Source organism: Ruegeria sp. HKCCA4633, from assembly GCF_013034605.1.
Classification (GTDB): domain Bacteria; phylum Pseudomonadota; class Alphaproteobacteria; order Rhodobacterales; family Rhodobacteraceae; genus Ruegeria.
On record NZ_WQGJ01000013.1, the window covers coordinates 1 to 25,273 of the forward strand.

The 25,273-nt window shown below is 55.9% G+C and carries 37 protein-coding genes and 1 pseudogene; 17 read left to right on the forward strand and 21 right to left on the reverse strand.

Annotated features, from left to right (window positions below; all coding sequences use genetic code 11):
* The first annotated feature begins 128 nt into the window (after positions 1-128).
* Positions 129-1,955 (forward strand): amidohydrolase, encoded by a 1,827-nt coding sequence (locus tag GOV85_RS20110; RefSeq protein WP_171181584.1) that lies wholly within the window; start codon positions 129-131, stop codon positions 1,953-1,955.
* A gap of 34 nt (positions 1,956-1,989) precedes the next feature.
* Positions 1,990-2,130 (forward strand): annotated as a pseudogene (gene tuf / locus GOV85_RS20115) (elongation factor Tu); the annotation flags it as partial.
* Positions 2,131-2,223: 93 nt separating this feature from the next.
* On the opposite strand, the gene GOV85_RS20120 reads toward tuf, so the two are convergent.
* Positions 2,224-3,288, reverse strand: a complete 1,065-nt coding sequence (locus tag GOV85_RS20120; RefSeq protein WP_216599166.1) for a DUF1214 domain-containing protein — start codon at positions 3,286-3,288, stop codon at positions 2,224-2,226.
* 346 nt (positions 3,289-3,634) lie between these two features.
* Here GOV85_RS20120 and rpsJ point away from each other — a divergent pair, with 346 nt between their 5' ends.
* Genes rpsJ through GOV85_RS20145 form a run of 5 tightly spaced genes read left to right on the forward strand, consistent with a single transcriptional unit; the run spans position 3,635 to position 6,229 of the window.
* Positions 3,635-3,949: a 30S ribosomal protein S10 gene (gene rpsJ / locus GOV85_RS20125; protein WP_008756422.1), complete on the forward strand. Its 315-nt coding sequence runs from the start codon at positions 3,635-3,637 to the stop codon at positions 3,947-3,949.
* An 18-nt stretch (positions 3,950-3,967) separates the two neighbouring features.
* The gene (rplC, locus tag GOV85_RS20130) at positions 3,968-4,693 is read left to right on the forward strand and encodes a 50S ribosomal protein L3 (protein ID WP_170574972.1); all 726 of its coding nucleotides are present in this window, start codon (positions 3,968-3,970) and stop codon (positions 4,691-4,693) included.
* Positions 4,690-5,307 (forward strand): 50S ribosomal protein L4, encoded by a 618-nt coding sequence (gene rplD / locus GOV85_RS20135; RefSeq protein WP_171181588.1) that lies wholly within the window; start codon positions 4,690-4,692, stop codon positions 5,305-5,307. The genes rplC and rplD overlap by 4 nt, the downstream gene beginning before the upstream one ends.
* A complete protein-coding gene (locus GOV85_RS20140) occupies positions 5,304-5,600 on the forward strand; it encodes a 50S ribosomal protein L23 (RefSeq protein WP_170609990.1) in 297 nt (98 codons plus the stop codon). The genes rplD and GOV85_RS20140 overlap by 4 nt, the downstream gene beginning before the upstream one ends.
* Positions 5,597-6,229: a hypothetical protein gene (locus GOV85_RS20145; RefSeq protein ID WP_171181590.1), complete on the forward strand. Its 633-nt coding sequence runs from the start codon at positions 5,597-5,599 to the stop codon at positions 6,227-6,229. The genes GOV85_RS20140 and GOV85_RS20145 overlap by 4 nt, the downstream gene beginning before the upstream one ends.
* A gap of 267 nt (positions 6,230-6,496) precedes the next feature.
* Here the strand turns inward: GOV85_RS20145 and GOV85_RS20150 are convergent, their stop codons facing one another.
* From GOV85_RS20150 to rplB, 19 genes are all read right to left on the reverse strand, one after another.
* Positions 6,497-6,709 carry a DUF1127 domain-containing protein gene (locus GOV85_RS20150; RefSeq protein WP_171181592.1) on the reverse strand — a complete coding sequence of 71 codons (213 nt, stop codon included), beginning with the start codon at positions 6,707-6,709 and terminating at the stop codon, positions 6,497-6,499.
* A 302-nt stretch (positions 6,710-7,011) separates the two neighbouring features.
* Positions 7,012-7,200, reverse strand: a complete 189-nt coding sequence (gene rpmD, locus GOV85_RS20155; protein WP_050605831.1) for a 50S ribosomal protein L30 — start codon at positions 7,198-7,200, stop codon at positions 7,012-7,014.
* A 12-nt stretch (positions 7,201-7,212) separates the two neighbouring features.
* Positions 7,213-7,782 (reverse strand): 30S ribosomal protein S5, encoded by a 570-nt coding sequence (gene rpsE / locus GOV85_RS20160; protein WP_155148691.1) that lies wholly within the window; start codon positions 7,780-7,782, stop codon positions 7,213-7,215.
* A gap of 116 nt (positions 7,783-7,898) precedes the next feature.
* Positions 7,899-8,258, reverse strand: coding sequence for a 50S ribosomal protein L18 (gene rplR / locus GOV85_RS20165; RefSeq protein ID WP_039523386.1), 360 nt, complete (start codon positions 8,256-8,258; stop codon positions 7,899-7,901).
* Positions 8,259-8,269: 11 nt separating this feature from the next.
* Positions 8,270-8,803 (reverse strand): 50S ribosomal protein L6, encoded by a 534-nt coding sequence (gene rplF / locus GOV85_RS20170; RefSeq protein WP_170467582.1) that lies wholly within the window; start codon positions 8,801-8,803, stop codon positions 8,270-8,272.
* Positions 8,804-8,814: 11 nt separating this feature from the next.
* Positions 8,815-9,207: a 30S ribosomal protein S8 gene (gene rpsH, locus GOV85_RS20175; RefSeq protein ID WP_171181595.1), complete on the reverse strand. Its 393-nt coding sequence runs from the start codon at positions 9,205-9,207 to the stop codon at positions 8,815-8,817.
* A 13-nt stretch (positions 9,208-9,220) separates the two neighbouring features.
* Positions 9,221-9,526: a 30S ribosomal protein S14 gene (rpsN, locus tag GOV85_RS20180; RefSeq protein ID WP_171181605.1), complete on the reverse strand. Its 306-nt coding sequence runs from the start codon at positions 9,524-9,526 to the stop codon at positions 9,221-9,223.
* Positions 9,527-9,545: 19 nt separating this feature from the next.
* Positions 9,546-10,106 carry a 50S ribosomal protein L5 gene (gene rplE / locus GOV85_RS20185; protein WP_171181607.1) on the reverse strand — a complete coding sequence of 187 codons (561 nt, stop codon included), beginning with the start codon at positions 10,104-10,106 and terminating at the stop codon, positions 9,546-9,548.
* A complete protein-coding gene (gene rplX, locus GOV85_RS20190; protein WP_171092002.1) occupies positions 10,099-10,410 on the reverse strand; it encodes a 50S ribosomal protein L24 in 312 nt (103 codons plus the stop codon). The genes rplE and rplX overlap by 8 nt, the downstream gene beginning before the upstream one ends.
* A gap of 2 nt (positions 10,411-10,412) precedes the next feature.
* A complete protein-coding gene (gene rplN / locus GOV85_RS20195) occupies positions 10,413-10,781 on the reverse strand; it encodes a 50S ribosomal protein L14 (RefSeq protein WP_008757934.1) in 369 nt (122 codons plus the stop codon).
* A gap of 75 nt (positions 10,782-10,856) precedes the next feature.
* Entirely contained in the window at positions 10,857-11,087 is a 231-nt protein-coding gene (gene rpsQ / locus GOV85_RS20200) for a 30S ribosomal protein S17 (RefSeq protein ID WP_171181609.1), read from the reverse strand.
* 4 nt (positions 11,088-11,091) lie between these two features.
* A complete protein-coding gene (gene rpmC, locus GOV85_RS20205; RefSeq protein WP_010437082.1) occupies positions 11,092-11,298 on the reverse strand; it encodes a 50S ribosomal protein L29 in 207 nt (68 codons plus the stop codon).
* Between the two features lie 195 nt (positions 11,299-11,493).
* Positions 11,494-11,916 carry an ester cyclase gene (locus GOV85_RS20210; RefSeq protein WP_171181611.1) on the reverse strand — a complete coding sequence of 141 codons (423 nt, stop codon included), beginning with the start codon at positions 11,914-11,916 and terminating at the stop codon, positions 11,494-11,496.
* A 108-nt stretch (positions 11,917-12,024) separates the two neighbouring features.
* On the reverse strand, positions 12,025-12,645 hold the full coding sequence (locus tag GOV85_RS20215) for a 2OG-Fe(II) oxygenase family protein (protein WP_171181613.1): 621 nt from the start codon (positions 12,643-12,645) through the stop codon (positions 12,025-12,027).
* 235 nt (positions 12,646-12,880) lie between these two features.
* Entirely contained in the window at positions 12,881-13,294 is a 414-nt protein-coding gene (gene rplP / locus GOV85_RS20220) for a 50S ribosomal protein L16 (RefSeq protein ID WP_117872242.1), read from the reverse strand.
* Positions 13,295-13,306: 12 nt separating this feature from the next.
* Entirely contained in the window at positions 13,307-14,014 is a 708-nt protein-coding gene (gene rpsC / locus GOV85_RS20225) for a 30S ribosomal protein S3 (RefSeq protein ID WP_171091997.1), read from the reverse strand.
* Entirely contained in the window at positions 14,014-14,394 is a 381-nt protein-coding gene (gene rplV, locus GOV85_RS20230; RefSeq protein WP_039538267.1) for a 50S ribosomal protein L22, read from the reverse strand. The genes rpsC and rplV overlap by 1 nt, the downstream gene beginning before the upstream one ends.
* A gap of 3 nt (positions 14,395-14,397) precedes the next feature.
* Positions 14,398-14,676: a 30S ribosomal protein S19 gene (gene rpsS / locus GOV85_RS20235; RefSeq protein WP_005980699.1), complete on the reverse strand. Its 279-nt coding sequence runs from the start codon at positions 14,674-14,676 to the stop codon at positions 14,398-14,400.
* Between the two features lie 3 nt (positions 14,677-14,679).
* Positions 14,680-15,522: a 50S ribosomal protein L2 gene (gene rplB, locus GOV85_RS20240; protein WP_008757664.1), complete on the reverse strand. Its 843-nt coding sequence runs from the start codon at positions 15,520-15,522 to the stop codon at positions 14,680-14,682.
* 475 nt (positions 15,523-15,997) lie between these two features.
* On the opposite strand from rplB, the gene GOV85_RS20245 reads away from it, so the two are divergent.
* Together GOV85_RS20245 and GOV85_RS20250 are read left to right on the forward strand one after the other, a co-directional pair.
* On the forward strand, positions 15,998-16,465 hold the full coding sequence (locus GOV85_RS20245; protein ID WP_171181615.1) for a helix-turn-helix domain-containing protein: 468 nt from the start codon (positions 15,998-16,000) through the stop codon (positions 16,463-16,465).
* Positions 16,462-17,055 (forward strand): PIN domain-containing protein, encoded by a 594-nt coding sequence (locus GOV85_RS20250; RefSeq protein WP_171181616.1) that lies wholly within the window; start codon positions 16,462-16,464, stop codon positions 17,053-17,055. The genes GOV85_RS20245 and GOV85_RS20250 overlap by 4 nt, the downstream gene beginning before the upstream one ends.
* Before the next feature lie 168 nt (positions 17,056-17,223).
* On the opposite strand, the gene GOV85_RS20255 is transcribed toward GOV85_RS20250, so the two are convergent.
* Complete coding sequence (locus GOV85_RS20255) at positions 17,224-18,258, reverse strand: fatty acid desaturase (RefSeq protein WP_171181618.1); 1,035 nt, start codon at positions 18,256-18,258, stop codon at positions 17,224-17,226.
* Positions 18,259-18,576: 318 nt separating this feature from the next.
* Between GOV85_RS20255 and rplO the strand changes: the two genes are divergently transcribed.
* The 8 genes from rplO to GOV85_RS20295 all read left to right on the forward strand — a co-directional run bounded on the left by rplO (position 18,577) and on the right by GOV85_RS20295 (position 25,272).
* Positions 18,577-19,050, forward strand: a complete 474-nt coding sequence (rplO, locus tag GOV85_RS20260; RefSeq protein WP_171091991.1) for a 50S ribosomal protein L15 — start codon at positions 18,577-18,579, stop codon at positions 19,048-19,050.
* Positions 19,051-19,159: 109 nt separating this feature from the next.
* The gene (gene secY, locus GOV85_RS20265; RefSeq protein ID WP_171181620.1) at positions 19,160-20,524 is read left to right on the forward strand and encodes a preprotein translocase subunit SecY; all 1,365 of its coding nucleotides are present in this window, start codon (positions 19,160-19,162) and stop codon (positions 20,522-20,524) included.
* Positions 20,521-21,165, forward strand: a complete 645-nt coding sequence (locus GOV85_RS20270; protein WP_171181622.1) for an adenylate kinase — start codon at positions 20,521-20,523, stop codon at positions 21,163-21,165. Before secY ends, GOV85_RS20270 begins: the two co-directional genes overlap by 4 nt.
* A gap of 201 nt (positions 21,166-21,366) precedes the next feature.
* Positions 21,367-21,735, forward strand: a complete 369-nt coding sequence (rpsM, locus tag GOV85_RS20275) for a 30S ribosomal protein S13 (protein ID WP_170328762.1) — start codon at positions 21,367-21,369, stop codon at positions 21,733-21,735.
* A 15-nt stretch (positions 21,736-21,750) separates the two neighbouring features.
* On the forward strand, positions 21,751-22,140 hold the full coding sequence (rpsK, locus tag GOV85_RS20280) for a 30S ribosomal protein S11 (protein WP_008757289.1): 390 nt from the start codon (positions 21,751-21,753) through the stop codon (positions 22,138-22,140).
* Positions 22,141-22,254: 114 nt separating this feature from the next.
* On the forward strand, positions 22,255-23,271 hold the full coding sequence (locus GOV85_RS20285; RefSeq protein WP_050605850.1) for a DNA-directed RNA polymerase subunit alpha: 1,017 nt from the start codon (positions 22,255-22,257) through the stop codon (positions 23,269-23,271).
* A 116-nt stretch (positions 23,272-23,387) separates the two neighbouring features.
* Positions 23,388-23,810, forward strand: coding sequence for a 50S ribosomal protein L17 (gene rplQ, locus GOV85_RS20290; protein ID WP_171181624.1), 423 nt, complete (start codon positions 23,388-23,390; stop codon positions 23,808-23,810).
* Positions 23,811-23,949: 139 nt separating this feature from the next.
* On the forward strand, positions 23,950-25,272 hold the full coding sequence (locus GOV85_RS20295; protein WP_171181626.1) for a DUF3300 domain-containing protein: 1,323 nt from the start codon (positions 23,950-23,952) through the stop codon (positions 25,270-25,272).
* Position 25,273 lies beyond the last annotated feature (1 nt).

Below are 25,273 nucleotides of genomic sequence, written 5' to 3' on the forward strand. Positions count from 1 at the left end.
CAGCCCGGCACATCGGTGAGACTAAGAAGGCCGCTCCCTAAGGGGCGGCCTTTTTCTTTTTCGCAAACGTCCACCGAGATGCTAAACTCTTTCGTATTGGATTATTGCAATTCGAAAGAGGTCATAAGATGCACGTATCGGCATGTTCGCTCTGTCTTGTTGCGGCAATTGCTTTTTCATCTAGTTCGGCGTTGTCCCAACAAATCGCGGATCGCATTTACCTAGGCGGGCCAATCGTCACGATGCATGACGATGACCCCTCTGCCGAGGCGGTCGCGGTCAAAGACGGGCGCATTCTGGCTGTTGGATCGCTGTCTGACCTGTCTGTGCATCAAGGTGATGGAACGGAAACATTCGATTTGAACGGACGGGCGATGCTGCCGGGCTTCGTGGACAGCCACGGACATGTTGTCATGGGAGGATTGCAGGCGCTGTCAGCCAACCTTCTCGCGCCACCCGATGGCGAGGTCGTTGATATCGCAAGTCTGCAATCCACGCTGACTGACTGGGCCGAGGAGAATGCGCAGGCCGTTGAACAGGTCAAAATGATCATTGGCTTTGGCTACGACAATGCTCAACTGCAGGAATTGCGCCACCCTACACGGCAAGAACTGGACGTGGTGTCCGAAGACTTGCCTATCATCATCATTCATCAGTCCGGGCATCTGGGTGTCGCAAATTCCAAAGCTCTGGAGTTGGCAGGCATCACCGCCGCTTCTGAGGCACCACCCGGTGGTGTAATTCAGCGTGATGAAGCAGGAGAGCCAAACGGTGTTCTGGAAGAATACGCCTTCTTTTCGGTTCTCGTACCCATGTTGGGAAATCTGGGTGAGGACGGCTTGGCTGCCTTCGCCCGAGCCGGAACCGAACTTTGGGCAAAGTTTGGATATACGACCGGACAAGAAGGCCGTTCTTCTGGCGAAATTGTAGAAGTTCTTAGGAAAGTTGCGGCCGAAGACGGACTTCCAATCGACGTTGTAGCGTTTCCGGATGTTCTAGAGGCCAGGGAATTTATCGGTGCCAATACCTCAGAGGACTATGAAGACCGGGTTCGGGTCGGGGGCTGCAAGCTTACGATTGACGGCTCGCCTCAGGGTTTTACTGCGTTGCGGGATCGACCCTATTTTGATCCGGTTGGAAATTACGCTGCTGGGTATGCGGGATATGCAGCCATTACAATGGAGCAACTCCAAGATGCCGTGAACTGGTGTTATGAAAACGGCTTTCAGATTTTGGTGCATTCGAATGGTGAAGGGGCCTCTGACATGCTGATTGCCGCATTGGAAGAAGCGCAGATGAAGTATGGTGACCCCGGCAACCGTCCGGTTCTGGTGCACGGTCAGTTCTTACGAGAAGACCAGGTTGCCAGCTTCAAGCGCCTTGGCGTGTTCCCCTCCCTTTTCCCGATGCACACATTCTATTGGGGGGACTGGCATCGGGATCACACCGTTGGGCCGGTCAATGCCGACAACATCTCACCCACCGGGTGGCTGCACGAACGGGACATGATGTTTGGCACGCATCATGATGCCCCGGTGGCCTTTCCAGACAGCATGCGGGTCCTTGCGGCAACGGTCACGCGTCGCACACGGTCGGGCGACATTTTGGGCCCGCATCAGAGGGTTGATGTCATGACCGCCCTGAAGGCCATGACGATTTGGCCCGCATGGCAACACTTTGAGGAAGATGAGAAGGGTTCGATCGAAGTGGGGAAGGTCGCCGATTTTGTGATCTTGTCCGATGATCCAACATCCATCGACCCCGAGACGTTGGCCGAACTGGAGGTGCTTGTGACTGTCAAAGGGGATGAGGTTGTCTATGAAGCCCAAGAGATTGTGAAAGAAGGCAATTTGCAGTTTTCACCTTTTTCGAATGACCCGGTGATTGCGCATGTTTTCTTGCATGCGATCTATCAGGGAATGAAGGTAGAAGAGCCGTGGCTTGTACGGAATTAGGCTAAGGATTTAGGTTTCGGTTGCTTGAAGCCCTGAAATAGTCATGCCTGACCAAAACGCGTCGTTCAGCGTTGAGCTGATCGCACCGATCGCAACGGAAATAGGCCTCCGCTTCGCGACCCGCGGAGGCGACCGCACCGTCGGCGCTTGCGTTGTCTCGAAAATCATCGAGTAAGGCGCGCTTGCCGCAACTCGGTTGAACTAAAGAAGGCCGTCCCATATCGGGGCGGCCTTTTCTTGCAACAGCTTATAAATCAGGCTTTTGCGTTCAGTCCGTGGACACTGGGACAGCCTTGGGGAAAGTCCACGTTCCATCAAGGATTTCGGGACCAGGTTGATACAGGCGCACTGCATAGTTCCACCCATCTGTCAACGGGATGCAGTTTACGCGTCCATCACCGCATCCGCCAAGATGAACAGTCATGCTGCCGTCATCGTTTTCCGCGCCTGAAACAGAGTTTACATTGTAGACGCCGGTTTCGTTTTCCTCAAAAAAGCCATCCGCGTTGTAGACGCTGATGGACCAAAAGGCGTCCACCGGGACCGCAGCCGGGATATCGATTTTATATTCACCAACAGGGCGATTGGGGTCAATCGACAGATAGAAGGCGGATTCTTCCGGCAATCCCCCCCAGCCAAAAGCAGCGCCCAGAAAGTGGCGGATGGGGTCCACTTCACTTTTGGGACCAAACGTGGCCCGGCTATCAGGAATAAACCGGCTGAGCGATAGCGCAGCTTGCAATACGCCATCAAAACTTTTCTCGTCATAATGAGGCGAGATAAAGGGTTTTGCGGACTTTGCCTCTAAAGTGATTTTGTCTTGCAAAGCAGAAACTTCCGCGATGTCATCGGGATCGCTGGCATCCACTAGAAGCCTCACAATCATCACGACAAAAGGGGTGTCGAACGTGTCAAAATCCAATTCATAGGTTCCAGCGCCCAGAAACACCTTGTTCATATAGTGATCCTGATTGACGATCTGGGCCGAGATGTAGCGGTTCCCTCCGTCCGGTAAGGTGAGGGTTGCTCCTTCGGTGATGTCAATGACTGCCATACTGTAAAGGGTGTCCCGATTCATGCGGATCGTGGGTTGTTGGTCAATCGGGGTAGGTTCTCGAATGTGCAAAACTTTGTTGATACCGCCAGATAGTGCCACGTATTTCCCAAACTCGATATCCGTGGCGGCCCGTACAAAATTGTCGACCGTGACAGGAACATTGCGACTGTCAAAGAACTTTCTCAGGTCATTCGATGCGCCTTGTGCGGCAGAATCGTCAAAAGGCATTGTCAGTGCAGCGCCAAGGAGCACAGCAGTTGCAACATGCTTAAGCATCGTGATTCTCCTTTGGTAAAAATGGGTCGACCACTATCCCACGGGGGTGCCAGTTCAATTTGGTCTATGACTATCCGAGACAGAGTTTAATGATTGCGGCTTTCGTATGCATTGAGGTAAATCAAAGGCTGACCCGCGATGACGAGCAAGCGCCTCACTATCGGGTAGCTGCCTCGAGCAGTGTTGAAATTTCCCCCCTTGCCAAACCCCACCAATCCCACTAATACGCGCGAGTTCTCAATAAGAACATCAAGGCGGGATGATTCCCGCCTTTTGGGTTCGAAGAGGGTTGGCGATGCGCGTCTGTCCTCCTCTCAACCTCAACGCCTGATAAAAGGCTGTTAATATGCAAAGCCAAAACATCCGTATTCGGCTGAAGGCATTTGACTATCGCGTTCTGGATGCCAGCACGCAAGAGATCGTCAACACTGCCAAGCGGACCGGCGCGAACGTGCGCGGCCCGATCCCGCTGCCGAACAAGATTGAGAAGTTCACGGTTCTCCGTGGCCCTCACGTTGACAAGAAATCCCGCGACCAGTTCGAGATCCGCACGCACAAGCGTCTGCTCGACATCGTTGATCCGACCCCCCAGACCGTAGACGCGCTGATGAAGCTCGACCTCGCTGCTGGTGTGGACGTCGAGATCAAGCTGCAGTCGTAAGATCGGAGGGTATAGATTATGCGCTCTGGTATTATCGCAAAAAAAGTTGGCATGACCCGCCTGTTCATGGAAGACGGCAAGCAGATCCCTGTGACCGTTCTTCACCTGGACAACCTGCAGGTCGTTGCACAGCGTACCGCTGACAAAGACGGCTACACCGCCGTTCAGCTGGGCGCCGGTGCTGCCAAGGCAAAACGCACCTCGAAGGCCATGCGCGGCCACTACGCCGCTGCAAAGGTCGAGCCCAAGCGTAAGCTGGCCGAGTTCCGCGTCTCTGAAGATGGCCTGATCGAAGTGGGCGCCGAGATTTCGGCAGAACACTTCCTGGAAGGTCAGAAAGTTGACGTTTCGGGTACCTCGATCGGTAAAGGCTTTGCCGGTGCAATGAAGCGCCACAACTTTGGTGGTCTGCGCGCCTCGCACGGTGTTTCGATCAGCCACCGTTCGCACGGTTCGACCGGTCAGTGTCAGGATCCGGGCAAGGTGTTCAAAGGCAAGAAGATGGCCGGTCACATGGGTGCTGCCCGTGTAACCACCCAGAACCTGGAAGTTGTCAAAACCGACGCCGACCGGAACCTGGTCTTCATCAAAGGCGCCGTTCCCGGACCGAAATCGGGCTGGGTCACCGTCAAGGACGCCGTGAAGAAGAAAGCACCGGAAGGCCTGCCTTTCCCGGCTGCTGTGAAATCGGCTGCAACCGAAGCACCTGCGGAAGAAGCTCCCGCGGAAGGTGGTGAAGCATGAAACTTGATGTAATCAAACTGGACGGCGGCAAAGCCGGCGACATCGAGCTGAACGCCGATCTGTTCGGTCTCGAGCCGCGTGCGGACATCCTGCACCGTGTGGTCCGTTGGCAGCGTAACAACGCGCAGGCCGGCACCCACAAGGTCAAGACCCGCTCGGAAACCAGCTACTCGACCAAGAAGATCTATCGCCAGAAGGGCACCGGTGGCGCACGCCATGGTGACCGCAACGCGCCGATCTTCCGCAAGGGTGGTATCTACAAGGGCCCGACCCCTCGTTCGCACGGCCACGACCTGCCGAAGAAGTTCCGCAAGCTTGGCCTGCGCCACGCTCTGTCGGCAAAAGCCAAAGCAGGTGAACTGGTTGTGATCGAGAACGCCGAAGCCGAAGGCAAGACCGCTGCTCTGGCCAAACAGGTTGCAAACCTGGGCTGGAAACGTGCTCTGGTCATCGACGGCGCGACCGTGAACGAAGGGTTCCTGAAAGCGTCCAAGAACATCGAAGGTCTGGATATCCTGCCGTCGATAGGCGCAAACGTCTATGACATCCTCAAGCGTGACACCCTGGTGCTCACCAAAGCGGCTGTCGAAGCACTGGAGGCTCGTCTGAAATGAGCGCGAAGGCAGAACACTACGACGTGATCCGCAAGCCGATCATCACCGAAAAGTCGACCATGGCGTCCGAAAACGGCGCGGTTGTCTTTGAAGTGGCGATCGAAAGCAACAAGCCGCAGATCAAAGAGGCCGTTGAGGCTCTGTTTGGTGTGAAGGTCAAGGCGGTGAACACCACCGTGACCAAAGGCAAGGTCAAGCGGTTCCGCGGCCAACTGGGCCGTCGGAAAGACGTCAAAAAAGCATATGTGACCCTGGAAGAGGGCAACACCATCGACGTGAGCACCGGTCTTTGATCCGACGCTTACTGCGACTATTTACGGCCTCGGCGGATCAACCCGCCGAGGCCGATTTCGTTTCAGACCCTGAGACCACGCGTACACAAGTGCTGGAGAAGATGCGCGCGTTCAGCGCCGAACCGTATTTCCAGATTGCTGACGAGCAACTGGGGCTTTTGTCTGTTTTCGATGATTTGAAATATGACCGGGCCGACGTAGACATGATCTCTCCGGCGATGCGTCGTCATGTGGTCGGCAAGCTTGGCCCATTGGGGTTCCGTCAGACCTCTGGTACGGTGCTTGAACACGCCGAGGCGGACATGCGCGTACACATCCCCAAATTCCACGCCTTGGGCGCGTCGCCGTTTGACATTGCGCGCTACACAGACAAGCGCCCGCAGGATTACTGCCTGCTGACCCCCACACAAGTTGCTTGCCAGTTCGTGGACCACTACGAGCTGGACGGTGCCGTGCAGCGGATCGAGTTGCTTGTTAAGAAACACCCGATCAACTTACTAAAACTGGCTGACTATCTGGAAGGGAAACCCAAGCACCGCGCGTTTCGCGAGGTATTAGGATACATCAAGCGTCAGCAGCGGTTGGCTGTGGAATCCGAACCTCTCTGCCGCAGGCGGTCTTTAGGGTAGGGGCCATGAGGTCGCTGAAGTTGTGGAGACACATTCCAGCCAGCTTATGAGGTGCCAGATGGCATTTGTGCTGCTTATGACAGTGCACCGGCTGCTCCTGTTGGGTGACAAACGACGCAGAGCCCGAATTTAGCGCCTTACAGCCGCTTTCGACCTTCTCGAGAGACCATGGGTCATCCGGCGCTGTCTGATCGCACTGTGGGCTTCTGGTTGAAACAGAAAAGGCGCCCTGTGGCGCCTTTGTGTTTTTGCTTCGGGTATCCGCGATTATGAGCAATAAACGTGCTTGTGCGCGATGTCCGCGATATCACAGCGACGGACGCCGATGTCATCCAGCTCGCGGTTGGTCAGGTTTTGCAGTTCGCGGTAAGTGCGCTGATACTCAGCCGCACGGGCGCGCGCGGTTTTCATCCGTTCGATCATGTTTGCAATCCGGGCGCTGAAGCCGAAGCCGGAGTGTGTCAGTGTAGCAGTTGTCATCTTCTTATTCCTTTCTCAAATCAGGGCGTATTCCCTGACGTTTCCTTTTTCGTGTTCCTTCATTGGACAAGCGTGAAATAGGGTTGAGAGGTATCGCTAACAACCGAATTTTCGGTCTACCGGCTATGCGTTTTCGGTATGTCCAACGTCAATCCTTACGCCGAACGGATAGGAATAGTTTCATCGTTTCTCATCCTTTTAACACAATGGATCAAAGCGACACGTCAGTTGGTGTTAAAGGCAAAAAAAACGCCCCCGACCAAAGTCAGAGGCGTTCTTGGAAATTCTCGAAGGCTTCGCGCTTAGCCGCGTTCTTCGACGATTTCTACCAGATGCGGGATCTTGCGGATCATACCACGAACCGAAGGAGTATCTTCCAGCTCACGGGTTTTGTGCATCTTGTTCAGGCCCAGGCCGATCAGGGTTGCGCGCTGTTCGGCGGGGCGGCGGATCGGTGAACCGATCTGCTTGACGACGATGGTTTTTGCCATGGGTCGCTCTCCTTATGCTTCTGCTTCAGCAGCAGCCGGTGCTTCGTCCCGCTTGGGCAGGATGTCGGCAACTTTTTTACCACGACGCGCGGCAACCGAACGCGGGCTCTGCTCTTTCTGCAGGCCGTTGATGGTGGCGCGGATCATGTTGTACGGGTTCTGCGAGCCCAGCGACTTGGACACAACGTCTTTAACGCCCAGCATTTCGAACACGGCACGCATCGGACCACCGGCGATGATACCAGTACCTTCAGGTGCGGTGCGCATAACCACTTTACCAGCGCCGTGACGGCCTTCGATGTCGTGGTGCAGGGTCCGACCTTCGCGCAGCTGCACGCGGATCATTTGACGCTTGGCTTGTTCGGTCGCCTTACGGATGGCCTCAGGTACTTCTTTCGCTTTACCTTTGCCAAAGCCGACGCGGCCTTTCTGATCGCCGACAACCACCAGAGCGGCGAAGCCAAAGCGCTTACCACCTTTTACGGTTTTCGACACGCGGTTGATTGCGACCAGACGATCTGCAAATTCCGGTGCTTCTTCACGGTCGCGGCCACGGCCCCGACGGTTTTCACGTTCTGCCATTTGGCATCCCTTTTCTCATGTGGCGCTTGTGACGCCGTTTGCTTCAATCCAAGTGAGCCCCGACTGTTGCCGAGGCCCCCGGATCATCGGGGCAGCCGCAAAGCTGCCCGCAAGTCTTAGATCTTCAGACCACCTTCACGCGCAGCGTCGGCAACTGCCTTCACTTTGCCGTGGAACAGGAAGCCACCACGATCGAAATAGGCCTCTTCGACGCCTGCCTTCTTGGCACGCTCGGCGATGGCTGCGCCCACTTTGGTGGCCGCTTCGACGTTGTTCTTGCCAACAACACCCAGATCTTTCTCCAGGGTCGAGGCCGAGGCCAGGGTCACGCCACGAACGTCGTCGATCAGCTGAACGCTGATGTTTTTGTTCGAACGGTGAACCGACAGGCGTACACGGCCGGCGTTGACTTTGCGAAGTTTGTTCCGAACGCGCAGGCGGCGCTTCAGAAACAGGGTTCTTTTGCTGTTTGCCATTGTTTGCGTCCTTACTTCTTCTTGCCTTCCTTGCGGAAGATGAACTCGCCCTTATAGCGGATGCCCTTGCCTTTGTACGGCTCGGGACGGCGCCACTCGCGGATTTTGGCCGCGGTTTCGCCCACCAACTGCTGGTCGATACCTTCCACAACGATTTCGGTCTGCTTCGGCGCGGTGATGGTGACACCTTCCGGAGCAGTGAAATCAACATCGTGGCTGTAGCCCAGGTTCAGTTTCAGGGTGTTGCCCTGCATCTGAGCCCGGTAACCGACACCCTGGATCTCCAGCTCTTTTTTGAAGCCTGTGGTCACACCGGTTACCAGGTTGGCAACCATGGTGCGGCTCATGCCCCACTGCTGGCGGGCACGCTTGGACATGCCACGGGGGTCGATCTTGACCACGTTGTCTTCAACCGACAGCGTTACGTCGTCGGTGGCGGTGAAGCTGCGGGTGCCTTTCGGACCTTTCACTTCGATGGTCTGGCCGGACACAGAGGCGGTAACGCCGCTGGGCAGCTCGACCGGTTTTTTACCAATACGAGACATTGCAGACCTCCTTAGAAGACGGTGCAGAGCACTTCGCCGCCAACATTGTTGGAGCGAGCGTTTGCGTCCGACATCACACCTTTCGGAGTGCTGACAATCGACACGCCCAGACCCTGACGGACCTGCGGGATGTCATTGACGCCCATGTAAACACGACGACCGGGCTTTGAGACCCGCTTCAGTTCGCGAATAACAGGGGTGCCTTCGTAGTACTTCAGGCTGATTTCGATGGCCGGATGACCGTTTTCGCCGGTCGTCTTTTCATAGCCACGGATGTAGCCTTCGTCCGCCAGCACATCCAGAACCCAACCGCGCAGCTTGGAAGCCGGGGTGGAAACGGTGGATTTGCCGCGCAGTTGCGCGTTGCGGATACGGGTGAGCATATCGCCGATAGGATCATTCATATCTATGTCTCCCTTACCAGCTCGATTTCACCATGCCGGGGATCTGACCAGCAGAACCCAGCTCGCGCAGCGCGATACGGCTGACCTTCAGCTTACGGTAGTAAGCGTGGGGACGACCGGTCAGCTGACAACGGTTGTGCAGACGGGTAGCCGAGCTGTTGCGCGGCAGTTTCGCCAGTTTCAGACGCGCCTTGAAGCGCTCTTCCATCGGGCGGCTCTCGTCACTCGCGATTTCTTTCAGCTCGGCACGCTTTGCGGCATATTTGGCCACCAGGCGTTCGCGCTTCTTCTCGCGTTCGATCATTGCTTTTTTAGCCATGTCTCAATCCTCCCGGCGCTTACGCGTTGAATGGCATGTTGAATGCTTTCAACAGGCTCTTCGCTTCAGCGTCGGTTTTCGCTGTGGTGGCAATTACGATATCCAAGCCCCAGACCTCGTCGACCTTGTCGAAGTCGATTTCCGGGAACACGATGTGCTCTTTCATGCCCATGGCAAAGTTGCCACGACCATCGAAAGACGGCTTAACACCGCGGAAGTCACGAACGCGCGGCAGCGCGATGGTGATCAGACGATCCAGGAATTCGTACATCCGGTCGCCGCGCAGGGTCACTTTTGCACCCAGCGGCATGTCTTCACGGACGCGGAAACCCGCGATCGACTTCTTCGCCTTTGTTGCAACGGCCTTTTGACCAGCAATCGCAGTCAGATCCTCGACAGCAGCTTTCGCTTTCTTCGAGTCTTTGACCGCCTCAGCACCACAACCGATGTTCAGAACGATTTTTTCCAGCTTGGGCAGCTGCATGTCGTTCTTATAGCCGAACTCTTCTTTCAGAGCGGCACGGATGGTTTCAACGTACTGAGCTTTCAGACGCGGGGTGTAGGTTGCGTTATCAAGCATCGATCACGTCCCCTGTGGTCTTGGCGAAGCGGACCTTCTTGTCACCTTCCATGCGGAAGCCAACGCGGGTTGCTTTGCCGTTCTTGTCCAGCAGCGCCAGGTTCGACAGCTCGATCGGGTTTGCCTGAGGCAGGCGACCACCTTGCGAGGTTTGCGACTGACGGGTGTGGCGGATGGCGATGTTGATGCCATCGACAACAGCTTTACCGGCTTTCGGGTCAACCGAGGAAATGGTTCCCTCTTTGCCCTTATCCTTGCCGGCCAGCACGACGACCTTGTCGCCTTTGCGGAGTTTAGCAGCCATGATTACAGCACCTCCGGAGCCAGCGAGATGATTTTCATGAAGTTCTTGCCACGCAGTTCGCGAACAACGGGGCCAAAGATACGGGTACCTACGGGCTCGTTGTTGTTGTTCAGGATGACGGCGGCGTTGCGATCAAAACGGATCGCGGTGCCGTCTTCGCGACGGACTTCTTTGGCGGTGCGTACGACGACGGCCTTGCGGACGTCACCTTTCTTCACGCGGCCGCGCGGGATGGCTTCCTTCACCGAGACGACAATGATGTCGCCAACGGAGGCGTATTTACGCTTGGAACCACCCAGGACCTTGATGCACTGAACTCGGCGTGCGCCGGAGTTGTCAGCAACATCCAGATTGGTCTGCATCTGGATCATGTGGTTTCTCCCGACCTGTGGGGGCTGGTCTTGTTAAATCCCCCAGGGTTTCGACAAATGAAAAATCCCGGAAGCTTATGCTTCCAGAACTTCCCAACGTTTCGTCTTCGATTTCGGCGCGCATTCGATGATGCGTACGGTGTCGCCGACCTTGAAGGCGTTCTTTTCGTCGTGAGCCCGGTATTTCTTGGACTTACGAACGGTTTTTTGCAGCAGCGGGTGCTTGAAGCGGCGTTCGACAGATACGGTTACGGTCTGTTCGTTGGCGTCGCTGGTCACGGTGCCTTGCAGGATACGCTTGGGCATCTGATTACTCCTCGGATGCCGCAGCAGCGGCCTTTTCGTTCAGAATGGTTTTGACGCGGGCAGCATTGCGGCGGGCCGCTTTGATACCAGCTGTATTTTCCAGCTGACCGGTTGCCTGTTGAAAGCGCAGGTTAAAGCTTTCTTTCTTCAGGTTGGCCAGTTCCTCGCGGAGCTGGTCCGGGGTCTTGTCACGCAGTTCTTGGGCGTTCATCGCCTTTTTCCTTTGCTCAAAACACCAGAAGGCCCCCTTGCAGGGTCACCTTGGACCTGGTGGATGAATGATAGACATGCGAATCCCCCGACTCGGCCGGGGGACTTGCAGGATGCCGCCGTATAAGGGTTTAGGGGGTGGGTGGCAAGAGGAAGTTTCTAAAGGAAGAACATCCGCAAAAAATACACACGATCCTTACATTAAACCGAGGTTTCGAACGATTGTGGCACTGTCATAATAGTCGCGCCCTTCGACAACCATACCGTTCTTTACGCGCATTACAGAACAGTAGCGTACTTCGTATCGCTTACCCGTAGGTTCAAATTCTCCCAAACTGGAATGCAGGATACCAGTATGCGTACCGGTATTGTGAAACTCTACAATGGCCCACTCGCCACAATCGCTCACGATGACATTGTCAACGATACACTCCCCATCTGGAAATGCTTTTCGCCAACGCGCATAGTCTTCTTTATACGCGAGCTTTCCTATTTGCCTTTCACCACGGGCTACATCCTCAAACTTACAGTCATCAGAAATAACCTGCGCGCCACGTTCAGGGTCGCGCATGCCCCAGCTTTCGTGAAATTGGCGTACAACACGCTCTGCTTCTCTCATTACCGTTACTCCTCTATTAATGAGAGAGTAACGGCTGTAATTGAGATTGGCTTGTCCTAGTTTACCAGACCCCACAGAGTTCTAAGAGAACCCCTAACAGAGTGCACGCTACTCCCACTTGTAGTTGAAGCTGACGCTAATCCGTTCGTCCTCGGCCATGTTCATCGGCACCTCGTGGCGCAGCCAGCTTTCCCACAGTAGGACATCCCCTACCTGTGGCTTCATATAAATGAACGGCTGCAATTCCCGCCGACCACCTTTGAGACGCGTCGGCGCTGCCATCATGCGGCCTGAGCGCGGATCTTCCAGTTTCAACGCGCTCGCCCCTTCGGGCATCGCCACATAGGTCGTGCCAGAAATTACGCTGTGCGGGTGCAGGTGGCTGGAGTGCATACCACCTTCGGGCAGGATGTTGATCCACAGATCCTCCAGCTTCAGCTCTCCTTCACCAAGATCAAACTCCAGATCCTTGGCAAAGGCCGCCACGTGTTGATCCAGCACTTTCACCAGATCGGCAAAGATCGGGAACCGCCAGGGCAGATCCGTCAGCGAGGCATAGCTGGTATAGCCGGGATAGCCATTCTCTTCACACCAATCCTGTCCGGCCTCGTCATCTTCCGCGATAACAAGGCAAGAGTTTTCAAGCTCCTCCGAGTCTATTTTGGGATCAAACTCGGACAAAGCTGCGCGATAGAGACGGGTAACGAAAAGTGATTCAATCTGTGCCATGCGTCCTGTCTTAGACCAGTGATGCGGGGAAGGCGATGGCGGAAATGCGAGGCTCTGCCTCGCGCTCCGAGGTATTTTTGGCCAGATGAAAAATGGATTCCTGCTTCATCTGGCTAAAACTACCCCGGGGGAGGCGTGGCTTGCCGCGGCGGGGGCAGCGCCCCCAACATAAAACCTCCGCCGGTGTCCCGACGGGGGTCAATCTTTTTGCGAACTGGGCCTTAGCCCCAATCGCTTACCAGTCTTCGCGAACCACGACGCGGGTCTTGATCGGCAGCTTCATCGCGGCCAGGCGCAGGGCCTCGCGGGCGATGTCGTCATTGACACCGTCGATCTCGAACATCACGCGACCAGGCTTGACCTTGCAAACCCAGCGGTCCACCGAACCCTTACCTTTACCCATACGAACTTCGATCGGCTTTGCAGTGACCGGAGTGTCGGGGAAGATACGGATCCAGACACGACCCTGACGTTTCATGTGACGGGTCATGGCACGACGTGCAGCTTCGATCTGACGCGCGGTGACGCGTTCAGGCTGCAGAGCTTTCAGACCGTAAGTGCCAAAGTTCAGATCAGAGCCGCCTTTGGCTTCACCCTTGATCCGGCCTTTGTGCATCTTGCGGAATTTTGTACGCTTTGGTTGAAGCATCTCAATTCCCCCTTAGCGACGGCCGCCTGCACCGCGAGGTGCCGGACCATCCTGGAGTTCCTGTGCTTTACGGTCACGTGCCTGCGGATCGTGCTCCATGATCTCACCTTTGAAGATCCAGACCTTGATCCCGATGATCCCGTAAGGAGTCATCGCTTCGGCATGTGCGTAATCGATGTCGGCACGCAGGGTGTGCAGAGGCACGCGGCCTTCGCGGTACCACTCGGTCCGTGCGATTTCGGCACCACCCAGACGACCAGCGACGTTCACCCGGATACCCAGGGCGCCCATGCGCATGGCGTTCTGAACGGCACGTTTCATCGCGCGGCGGAACGAGACACGGCGTTCCAGCTGCTGAGCGATCGACTCGGCAACCAGTTGACCGTCGAGTTCCGGCTTGCGCACTTCGACGATGTTCAGGTGCAGTTCGCTGTCGGTCATCTTGGCCAGCTTCTTGCGCAGAACTTCGATGTCTGCACCCTTCTTGCCGATGATGACACCCGGACGTGCAGTGTGGATCGTGACGCGGCACTTCTTGTGCGGACGTTCGATGATCACACGTGCAACACCGGCCTGCTTGCACTCTTTGTTGATGAACTCACGGATCTTGATGTCTTCCAGCAGAAGATCACCGTAGTCCTTGGTATCAGCGTACCAACGGCTGTCCCAGGTGCGGTTGACCTGAAGGCGCATGCCGATCGGATTGACTTTATGTCCCATTAGGCTTGCTCCTCAACTTGACGCACCTTGATGGTGATCTCCGAGAACGGCTTCATGATCTTGCCGAAACGGCCACGGGCGCGCGGACGACCGCGCTTCATGACCAGGTTCTTGCCAACCCATGCTTCGGCGACGATCAGCTCGTCAACGTCCAGGTTGTGGTTGTTTTCGGCATTCGCGATTGCGGACTGCAGGCACTTCTTGACGTCCTGCGCGACACGCTTGTTCGAGAAAGTCAGGTCGGTCAGAGCCTTCTCAACTTTCTTGCCGCGGATCATTTGCGCAACCAGGTTCAGCTTCTGCGGGCTGGTGCGAAGCATGCGCGTTTTCGCCATTGCTTCGTTTTCAGCCACGCGGCGGGGGTTCTTTTCCTTGCCCATGACTTACTTCCGCTTCGCTTTTTTGTCTGCGGCATGGCCATAATAGGTACGGGTCGGCGAGTATTCACCGAACTTCTGACCAATCATGTCTTCCGAGACGTTGACGGGAATGTGCTTCTGGCCGTTGTACACACCAAAGGTCAGACCCACGAACTGGGGCAGAATGGTGGAACGACGCGACCAGATTTTGATGACTTCGTTGCGGCCCGACTCGCGCGCTGCTTCGGCTTTTTTCAGCACGTAAGCATCGACGAAAGGACCCTTCCAAACAGAGCGAGACATAGATTAACGTCCCTTCTTCTTGGCGTGCCGCGAGCGGATGATCAGCTTCTGGGACGCTTTGTTCTTGTTGCGGGTACGCTTACCCTTGGTGTCCTTACCCCACGGCGTAACCGGTGTACGGCCACCCGAGGTACGACCTTCACCACCACCGTGCGGGTGATCGATCGGGTTCATTGCAACACCACGAACCGACGGACGCACGCCTTTGTGGCGCATACGACCGGCTTTACCGAGGTTTTGGTTCGAGTTGTCGGGGTTGGACACGGCACCGACGGTGGCCATGCATTCCTGACGGACCATGCGCAGCTCGCCCGAGCTCAGACGGATCTGAGCGTAGCCGCCATCGCGACCAACGAACTGAGCGTAAGTACCGGCCGCACGTGCGATCTGACCGCCTTTGCCAGGCTTCATCTCGATGTTGTGGACGATGGTACCAATGGGCATGCCCGAGAACGGCATTGCGTTGCCCGGCTTGATGTCGGCCTTGGCGGATGCCACGACTTTGTCACCAACAGCCAGACGTTGCGGAGCCAGGATATATGCCTGCTCGCCGTCTTCGTATTTTACCAGTGCGATGAATGCGGTCCGGTTCGGGTCATATTCGATCCGCTCGACGGTTGCCGCGACATCAAATTTGTTCCGTTTGAAGTCAACGATCCGGTAGAGACGCTTTGCGCCACCGCCGCGGCGGCGTGAAGTGATCCGTCCGGTGTTGTTCCGGCCGCCCGATTTGGTCAAACCCTCAGTGAGAGACTTGACCGGACGTCCTTTCCAAAGCTCCGAACGGTCGATCAGCACCAGCCCGCGCTGGCCCGGCGTCGTCGGCTTGTACGACTTGAGTGCCATGCTTTCTGTCTTCCGTTTAGCAAGTGCAGGGGTTTTCCCTGCTATGTGATAGGCCCCCGTAGGTGCCAAGGGTATAGGGCCCCGAAGGTCCCCGGTTACAAATATCAGAGGCCCCGGAACGAATCCGAGGCCGCAAGATTGGGTGCGTTTAGCAGTGTTGGCGGTGGGTGTCTATAGGGAATTACTTGCGTTCTGCAATGCTGAGAAAGGTAGTTTACGAACGGCCAGCCAACTTGCACGCATAAGTTTTTCGATGCTACGCGCAAATCCCAATGGCTAGGCCAAATCGCTATCTGTAAAGAACTTTTGAATGCATCGCACCACAATTTAAACACATTTTTTACTTGATACTGTCAGAAAGTTGTTGCGAATATTGCGAATAGATCCATATAAATACACAACGGTGTGTGGAAAACTACCGAGCCCAGACAAGTAACTCTATCGAACCAACATATACAATAAGAGAGAACACGCTATGAATGCCGCGTTAAATGCGCCGGCCTTTGACGAACGCTTGCCAACTGAGTTGGAAAGCACAAACGCCGAGACGCTTAGACAAATCGTCGCCTCGCAAATCAAGGAGGACGGCGAAACAGTAATAAACATATCTAATGTCGAGGGTGAGACGCAGCCAATCACGCTCTCGCCCGCACTTGCGCACTCTTTTTTAGAGTTGTTGCGGCTAGTTAGCAGTGGTCGAGGCTTCCAACTGATTCCACTGGATAGTCAACTGACCACGCAACAAGCAGCTGATATACTGAACGTTTCACGCCCTCATCTAATCAAATTGCTTGAAAGAGATGAAATCCCCTTTGATCGCGTTGGGAGACATAGGCGCATCAAAGCAAGCGACTTGATGGCATACAAAGACAAACGTGACACTGAGCGTGCTGACGCTCTTGCAGACCTTGCGGAATTTGACGGAGAGCACGGCCTACTTTGAACTATCAAGCTGACCGCTTCACGGCGCTGGCTGACGCTTGCGTGTTATCCAGCGCCCTTAAGCGAAATATTTTACTTTCCTTTGCCCAAGCTGAATTTTATCGCGTTCGATGGTCTAACAAGATCATGGATGAGACTGAACGAACTATAGTGAAGCTGCTTCAACGCAAAGAAATCGCCGAACCCGATAAGGGTGCGAAACGCCAGCGCAGTAATATGTGCCGAGCGTTTGAGGAAGCTATGGTCGAGGATTTCGAGGTTCTTGAACCTTCACTAGATGGCATTAACGAGAAAGATCGGCACGTTCTTGCAGCGGCAATTAAGACCTGCGTATCGGTTATCGTGACCGACAATCTGAAAGATTTCCCGCCGGAATATTGCGCGCCATTTGATATAGAGCCACTGTCGGCAGATAGTTTTTTTGCCGACTGCATTTCATTGTCACCATCAGAAACCATGGCGACACTCAGAAGAATGCGCGAACGTCTCAAAAACCCTGAAATCACACCGGAAAAACTTGTTACACTCTGCGAGGGTGAAGCGATGCTAAAGACTGCTTCACTAATCCACGAATACAAGGCTGCCTTGTAAAACTGTTCAGACGACCGGTACAAAAAAACCGCTTTCGCGGGGTCTTTAACTCTCTCCAAGGACGGGTCCGATCAGCGACCGGAGGACACGGCGATGGAGCTGCCCTTTTCCAGGGTCACATAGGATTTCTTGGCGTCTTTCCGACGAACCAGCTGGCCACGGAACCCCTCACCCATAAAGCGCCCTCGCCTCGGCGAAGGACAGCAGGCGGCGGCTTTGCTCATCCCACAGATGCAGCCGTGCGTTGGCGAGGCTTTCGCGGATGGTCATCCGGTTGCTGTTGGCCAGCTCATCATGATCGCGCAGCACTTCGGGCAGGCGATAAAAGGGAATACGGCTGTAGAGGTGATGCACGTGGTGGATGCCGATATTGGCGGTGAACCACTGCAAGACCGACGGCAATATATAATGAGAGCTTCCGTGCAGCGCCGCTTCGTGCAGCTGCCAGTTCTCATCCGACTCCCAATGTGTGTCCTCGAACTGGTGCTGCACGTAGAACAGCCATACTCCGGCGGCTGCGGCAATCAGGGTTGAGGGCAGGAAGATCAGCAGCATCGGCATCAGGCCGCCAAAATAATAGACCGTCAGTAATATGGCCAGAATGGCGACATTGGTGGCCATGGCGCTGACCCAGAACCTGACGCTGTCGGTCAGGCCCAAGGGTAGGCGGTTCTGAAACAGAAACAGATAGCCGGGGCCAAACACGAACAGGGTGATCGGATTCCGATAGACGCGATACCAGAACCGGTTCATTGGCGTTTTGGCTTGATACTCGGCCACAGTCAGGGTGTGGATATCGCCCATCCCGCGCTTGCCCAGATTGCCCGAGCTGTTGTGATGCGTGGAATGCGTGCGACGCCAGACATCATAAGGTGTCAGGGTCAGAACGCCGATTCCGCGCCCGATCCAGTCACTGACCGTCCGGTTCTTGAAGAACGCGCCGTGTCCGCAATCATGCTGGATGGCAAAAAGGCGCAGCAGAAAGGCCGCATTGAGCACGGAAATCGCAAAGGCCAGCCAATAGCTGACAGACAGCGACATCCAGGACAACGCCCAAAGCGCGAAGAAGGGAACAATGCTGACGCCCAACTCGAACGTGCTTCGCAGTTGGTCCGGTTCGCGATATTTGGCAAGCGTTGTTACCCAGTCACGTGCGGCGGTTGTCTCCGGCTTGTCCCGAAGCGAGTGAGAAGGGTGAGTCATGCGCCTGCCAGTCTGGTGTTTACAGGCATCCCGATAGACTACCACTCCGGTATGGCAAGGGGTTTCTGCCAAAGTTGGTGGAATTCGTGCTCAAATAACGGTTAGAAACCGGCGAGGTCGCCCTTTTGGGAGCAGTTTACAGTCTGGTTCGGGTACCTTTGACTGCGCCGCAGAGCGGACGGCAATCTACAGACTTGCCAAGCTTGGCCATCGGGCCTATACGCCTGCGGTGGCTTTCCGCCATGAGAATCAAAACCAAGAAATGCCGTGTTTGGCCCATCACGCTTCGGGGGTCATATCCGGCTTAGGAGAAGCGAAATGAAACTGAACGAATTGCGCGACAATCCAGGCGCCGCACCTAAACGCACTCGCGTTGGCCGTGGTCCGGGTTCTGGCAAAGGTAAAATGGGTGGTCGTGGTATCAAAGGCCAGAAATCCCGCTCGGGTGTGGCCATCAATGGCTACGAAGGCGGTCAGATGCCATTGTACCAGCGTCTGCCCAAGCGTGGCTTCAGCAAGCCGAACCGCAAGGCATTCGCCGTTGTTAACCTGGGCCTGATCCAGAAGTTTGTCGAAGCCGGCAAGCTGGACGCTTCGGCTGCGATCACCGAAGACGCTTTGGTTGCGTCCGGTCTGGTCCGCCGCAAGCTGGACGGTATCCGCGTTCTGGCCAAAGGCGAAATCAGCGCCAAAGTGAACCTGGAAGTAACCGGTGCTTCGAAGTCTGCCGTTGAGGCAGTTGAAAAAGCGGGCGGTTCACTGAAGGTCACAAAAGCTGCTGCGGCAGAGTAATCGCTTGTGAGTGGGCCAAGACCCGCTTACATAGACCTCAGAGTTTTCCAAGACGCCGTCCGAGCCGGAAAACGGTTCCGGGCGGCGTTTGCATAAGAGAGACCGATTTATGGTATCAGCAGCAGAACAAATGGCAGCCAATACAAGCTGGGCTGCTCTGGGCAAAGCCACCGATCTGCGCAACCGCATCCTGTTCACGCTGGGTTTGCTGATCGTCTATCGCCTAGGCACTTTTATTCCGGTGCCGGGGATTGACGGGCAGGCGCTGCGCGAGTTCATGGAGCAGGCGGGGCAAGGCATCGGCGGCATGGTTTCGATGTTCACCGGCGGTGCGCTGGGGCGGATGGGTATCTTTGCCCTCGGCATTATGCCCTATATCTCGGCCTCGATCATCGTGCAGCTGCTGACATCCATGGTTCCCGCGCTTGAACAACTCAAGAAAGAGGGCGAGCAGGGCCGCAAGAAGATCAACCAGTACACCCGGTTCGGTACCGTGGCCTTGGCCACTGTACAGGCCTATGGTCTGGCGGTTTCGCTTGAAGCTGGTGATTTGGCGACAGATCCGGGGCTGTTCTTCCGCATGTCGACCATGATTACTCTTGTTGGCGGCACCATGTTCCTGATGTGGCTGGGTGAACAGATCACCGCGCGCGGCATCGGCAATGGTATCTCGCTGATCATCTTTGTGGGCATCATTGCTGAGGTTCCGGCAGCACTGGCACAGTTCTTTGCTTCGGGTCGTTCGGGTGCAATCAGCCCTGCAGTGATCGTTGGGGTGATCGTGATGGTCATCGCCGTGATTACCTTCGTGGTGTTCATGGAGCGCGCGCTGCGCAAGGTTCACATCCAGTACCCGCGCCGTCAGGCCGGGATGAAAGTCTATGAGGGCGGATCCAGCCACCTTCCGGTCAAAGTCAACCCGGCAGGCGTGATCCCTGCAATCTTTGCCAGCTCGTTGCTGTTGCTGCCGGTGACAATCTCGACCTTCTCGGCGGGTGCTACAAACGGACCGATCATGTCGTGGATGCTGGCCAACTTTGGCCCCGGACAGCCGCTGTATCTGCTGTTCTTTGCGTCGATGATCGTGTTCTTTGCATATTTCTACACGTTCAACGTGGCGTTCAAACCCGATGATGTTGCGGACAATCTGAAAAAGCAAAACGGTTTTGTACCGGGTATCCGCCCGGGTAAGAAGACCGCCGAGTATCTGGAATACGTGGTCAACCGCGTGCTGGTTCTGGGTTCAGCCTATCTGGCAGCGGTTTGCCTGCTGCCCGAGATTCTGCGGAACCAGTTCGCCATCCCGTTCTATTTTGGCGGCACCTCTGTTCTGATTATCGTCTCTGTGACTATGGACACGATCCAACAGGTGCAGAGCCATTTGCTGGCGCATCAATACGAAGGGCTGATCGAAAAGTCACAACTGCGCGGTAAGAGCAAGAAACGCGGCAGGAAGGGACCCGCTCGTCGATGAACATCATTCTTCTTGGCCCTCCGGGCGCTGGTAAAGGGACGCAGGCGCGTCACCTGGTTGAAACACGCGGCATGGTGCAGCTGAGCACCGGCGACATGTTGCGCGAAGCCAAAACCTCGGGCACCGAGATGGGCCAGAAGGTTGCGGCGATCATGGATGCGGGCAAGCTGGTCACAGACGAAATCGTGATCGGCCTGATCGAAGAGAAGCTGACAACTGAAACCGGTGCTGGTTTCATTTTTGACGGCTTCCCGCGCACGCTGGCTCAGGCCGATGCCCTGTCGGCATTGCTGACCAAGCTGGGCCAGTCCTTGCACACAGTGATCGAGATGCGTGTGGATGACGAAGCCTTGGTGCAGCGGATCACTGCGCGTTCGACCTGTGGTGGTTGTGGTGAGGTTTACAACGATATCACCAAGCCGATCCCGGCCGACGGCAAATGTACCAATTGTGGCAAGGAAAACGATTTCCAGCGCCGCGCAGACGACAACGAAGACAGCCTGCGCACGCGCCTGATGGAATACTACAAAAAGACCTCGCCGCTGATCGGGTATTACTATGCCAAAGGCGATCTGCGCCCGGTCAATGGCCTGGCCGAGATCAAAGAAGTGACCGCCTCTATTGAGGCTATTCTCGGCTGACTTCAGGTTGGGGCTTGACGGCCCCACCAAAAGCCCATATCGACCCCCATCCCTAAAGGGAATCAAGTCTGCGTGAGGGATTCGTCCCAAACGCCCCGACCACCTCGAATAATGCTGGACCCTCTGGCGACACTGCCACGGTCAAGCGTTGTGAAAAAAGGTTCTGGAGTTACGGAACCGCAACGAAAAGGAAAGTGACACGTGGCACGTATTGCCGGCGTAAACATCCCGACTGCAAAGCGGGTACCAATCGCCCTCACATATATCACCGGTATCGGCAACACTTCGGCCAAAGCAATCTGCGAAGCCGTGGGCATTGAAGCGACTCGTCGCGTCAATGAACTGTCCGACGCCGAAGTTCTGGCCATCCGCGAACACATCGACGCCAACTACACCGTCGAAGGTGATTTGCGTCGTGAAGTTCAGATGAACGTCAAGCGCCTGATGGACCTGGGCTGCTATCGCGGTCTGCGTCACCGCCGCAACCTGCCGGTTCGCGGTCAGCGCACCCACACCAACGCTCGTACCCGCAAAGGCCCCGCAAAGGCCATCGCTGGTAAGAAGAAATAAGGGAGGGTCTGACTGATGGCACGTGATAAGACTCGCGTTAAACGCAAAGAGCGTAAGAACATCGCATCGGGCGTTGCCCATGTGAACTCGACCTTCAACAACACCAAGATCCTGATCTCGGACGTACAGGGCAACGCCATTTCGTGGTCGTCTGCCGGTACCATGGGTTTCAAAGGATCGCGGAAATCGACCCCCTACGCCGCTCAGATGGCTGCAGAAGATGCAGGCAAAAAGGCGCAGGAACATGGCGTCAAGACGCTGGAAGTCGAAGTTCAGGGCCCCGGTTCGGGTCGTGAATCGGCTCTGCGCGCGCTGGCTGCAGTGGGCTTCAACATCACGTCGATCCGCGACGTGACCCCGATTGCTCACAACGGCTGCCGTCCGCCGAAGCGTCGTCGCGTCTAAGCGATTTTGAATTGAGCTGGGGCTGTGTTTTTGCACGGCCCCAGCACGTCATTTTGAACCTCGGGCGTCTGCACCTTGTTGGTCATGGGGCGCGGACAGGAATGGAGGGATTACATGATCCACAAGAATTGGGCAGAATTGATCAAGCCGACTCAGCTGGAAGCCAAGCCGGGCAACGATCCCGCACGCCAGGCGACCCTGGTTGCCGAACCGCTGGAGCGTGGCTTTGGTCTGACTCTGGGCAACGCCCTGCGCCGCGTTCTGATGAGCTCGCTGCAAGGTGCGGCCATCACCAGCGTTCAGATCGACAACGTCCTGCACGAGTTTTCCTCGGTCGCAGGTGTTCGTGAAGACGTTACCGATATCATTCTGAACCTCAAGCAGGTTGCTCTTCGCATGGAAGTCGAAGGCCCTAAGCGCCTGTCGATCAATGCCAAAGGCCCGGCAATTGTCACTGCGGGTGACATCAGCGAAAGCGCTGGCATCGAGGTTCTGAACCGCGATCACGTCATCTGTCACCTGGATGATGGCGCCGATCTGTTCATGGAACTGACCGTCAACACCGGCAAAGGCTATGTTTCGGCTGAGAAGAACAAGCCCGAAGACGCACCTATCGGTCTGATCCCGATCGACGCGATCTATTCGCCGGTCAAAAAGGTCGCCTATGACGTTCAGCCGACCCGTGAAGGTCAGGTTCTGGACTATGACAAGCTGACCCTGAAGATCGAAACCGATGGTTCGATCACACCTGAAGACGCGTTGGCCTTTGCCGCTCGCATTCTGCAGGATCAGCTGTCGATCTTCGTCAACTTCGACGAGCCGGAATCGGCGAGCCGTCAGGACGAGGACGATGGTCTGGAGTTCAACCCGCTGCTGCTGAAGAAAGTGGACGAGCTGGAGCTGTCGGTCCGTTCGGCAAACTGCCTGAAGAACGACAACATCGTTTACATCGGCGATCTGATCCAGAAAACCGAAGCCGAGATGCTGCGCACACCGAACTTCGGCCGCAAGTCGCTGAACGAGATCAAAGAAGTGCTGTCCGGCATGGGCCTGCACCTCGGCATGGATGTCGAAGATTGGCCGCCCGACAACATCGAAGATCTGGCCAAGAAATTCGAAGACGCGTTCTAAGCGCGTCTTCCCAATGCCCGGCTTTCCGGGGACTGTCTGGGCGATGATGCCCCAAGGAGAGCCGGTGACACGCATCGCCGGCCAGACAAAGCAAAACGCAAGATAGGAATTGAAAAATGCGTCACGCACGTGGTTACCGCCGCCTGAACCGTACTCATGAACACCGCAAGGCTCTGTTTGCGAACATGGCTGGCTCGCTCATCGAGCATGAGCAAATCAAGACAACTCTGCCCAAGGCAAAAGAACTGCGCCCGATCATCGAAAAGCTGGTCACTCTGGGCAAGCGCGGCGACCTGCACGCCCGCCGTCAGGCCGCATCACAGCTGAAAGAAGACAAAGACGTCGCGAAGCTGTTCGAAGTTCTGGGCCCCCGCTACGCCGAGCGTCAGGGCGGTTATGTCCGCATCCTGAAAGCTGGCTTCCGCTATGGCGACATGGCCCCGATGGCGATCATCGAGTTTGTTGATCGTGACATCGACGCCAAAGGCGCAGCCGACAAAGCCCGCGTCGCCGCCGAAGAGGCTGCAGACGAAGAATAAGAAAGCCCTGCTTTCGAATAATTGGCCCCTGCGTCCCGGACGCGGGGGCTTTTTGGTTTTTGGCTTTGGGCCAAATTCCGAGATTTGTTGCCAGAATCATGAACTTGGGCGATCCTCAAAGAAATTGAAGGATCGCTATATGTTTAGATATCTGATTTTTGCGCCCCTGTTTTGCGCAAGCACTGCGCTTTTCGCGCAGGAAACCACAGATGAAACGACCGAGGCGGCGTCGCAAGAAACAACGGACCTTCTGACCGACGCAGAGCTGCAAACTCTGGTCGCGCCGGTTGCATTGTACCCGGATACTCTGCTCATCCAGATACTTGTCGCCTCGACCCAGCCGCTGGAGATTGTGAAGGCCGAGCGTTTTCTGATCGACAATGCAGACCGAGATCCGGCTGAGCTTGAGCCTGAAATCGAAGCGATGGGCTGGGACCCGTCCGTCAGCGTGCTTGCAACAGCGTTCCCCGAGATCGTTGGGCAAATGGCGACACATGTCGACTGGACCGAAACGATGGGAACAGCGATGCTGGCCCAATCTGACGATGTGATGGATGCCGTCCAGGTGATGCGGGATCAGGCAATCGATAGCGGTGCACTGGTGTCCGGCCCGGAACAAACGGTTGAGGTTGAAGAGGATGAAACCGTCGTCATCACACCGACCAACACGGAAACAGTTTATGTTCCGCAATATGATCCTGCCACGGTGTACACCGGGCCATCAACGGGTGACGTCGTTGGGGCCGCTCTGCTGACCTTTGGCACCGTGGCGTTGATTGACGAGATTTTTGACGATGACGATGATTGGTACGATTATTGGGGGTGCCGAAACTGCGGTGGATGGGGCGGTGGCCCGATCTACAGAAACCCGAATATCGACATAGACGTCGATGGTAACGTCAATATCGGTAACAACATTAATCGCAAAGATGTTGAATGGAAGCCTGATACGAACCGTCAGCAACAAGCGCGGAACAAAATCGCCGATCATAAACGCACTGGTGGCGGTGCCGGAACATTGCCCGTTGACCGGCCAAATGGCCGCACAGATGAGTTGCGCTCAAAGCTCAGCAGAGAATCCGGGGCTGCCGACATAAGTCGGGACGGCTCGGGCGCTGCGGCATTGGCGGCCGGGGCGGGCGCCGGGGCGATTGCGGGTGGTGCACTGGCCAACCGCGGCAATGATAAGCAATTGCCCAAGGTCAATCGGGGTAATGTCGACACTGACAGAGCCGCCGCGAAACAGAAGGCTGTGGACAGAACCAAGCAATCCTCTGGTGCCGCCAAGAAGCCGGTTAAAAGCAACGCCAAGACCGCCAAGAAACCTCAGGCCCAAAGGGCAGCAGTTCAGCAGAAAAAACCTGCGGCCAAAGGGAAAGCCATGCAAAAGAAAGCGTCCGGCAAGCGAACCCACAGCGCGTCAAAACGCGGGCACGCGGCCAAGGGAAAGCGGAGGAGATAAG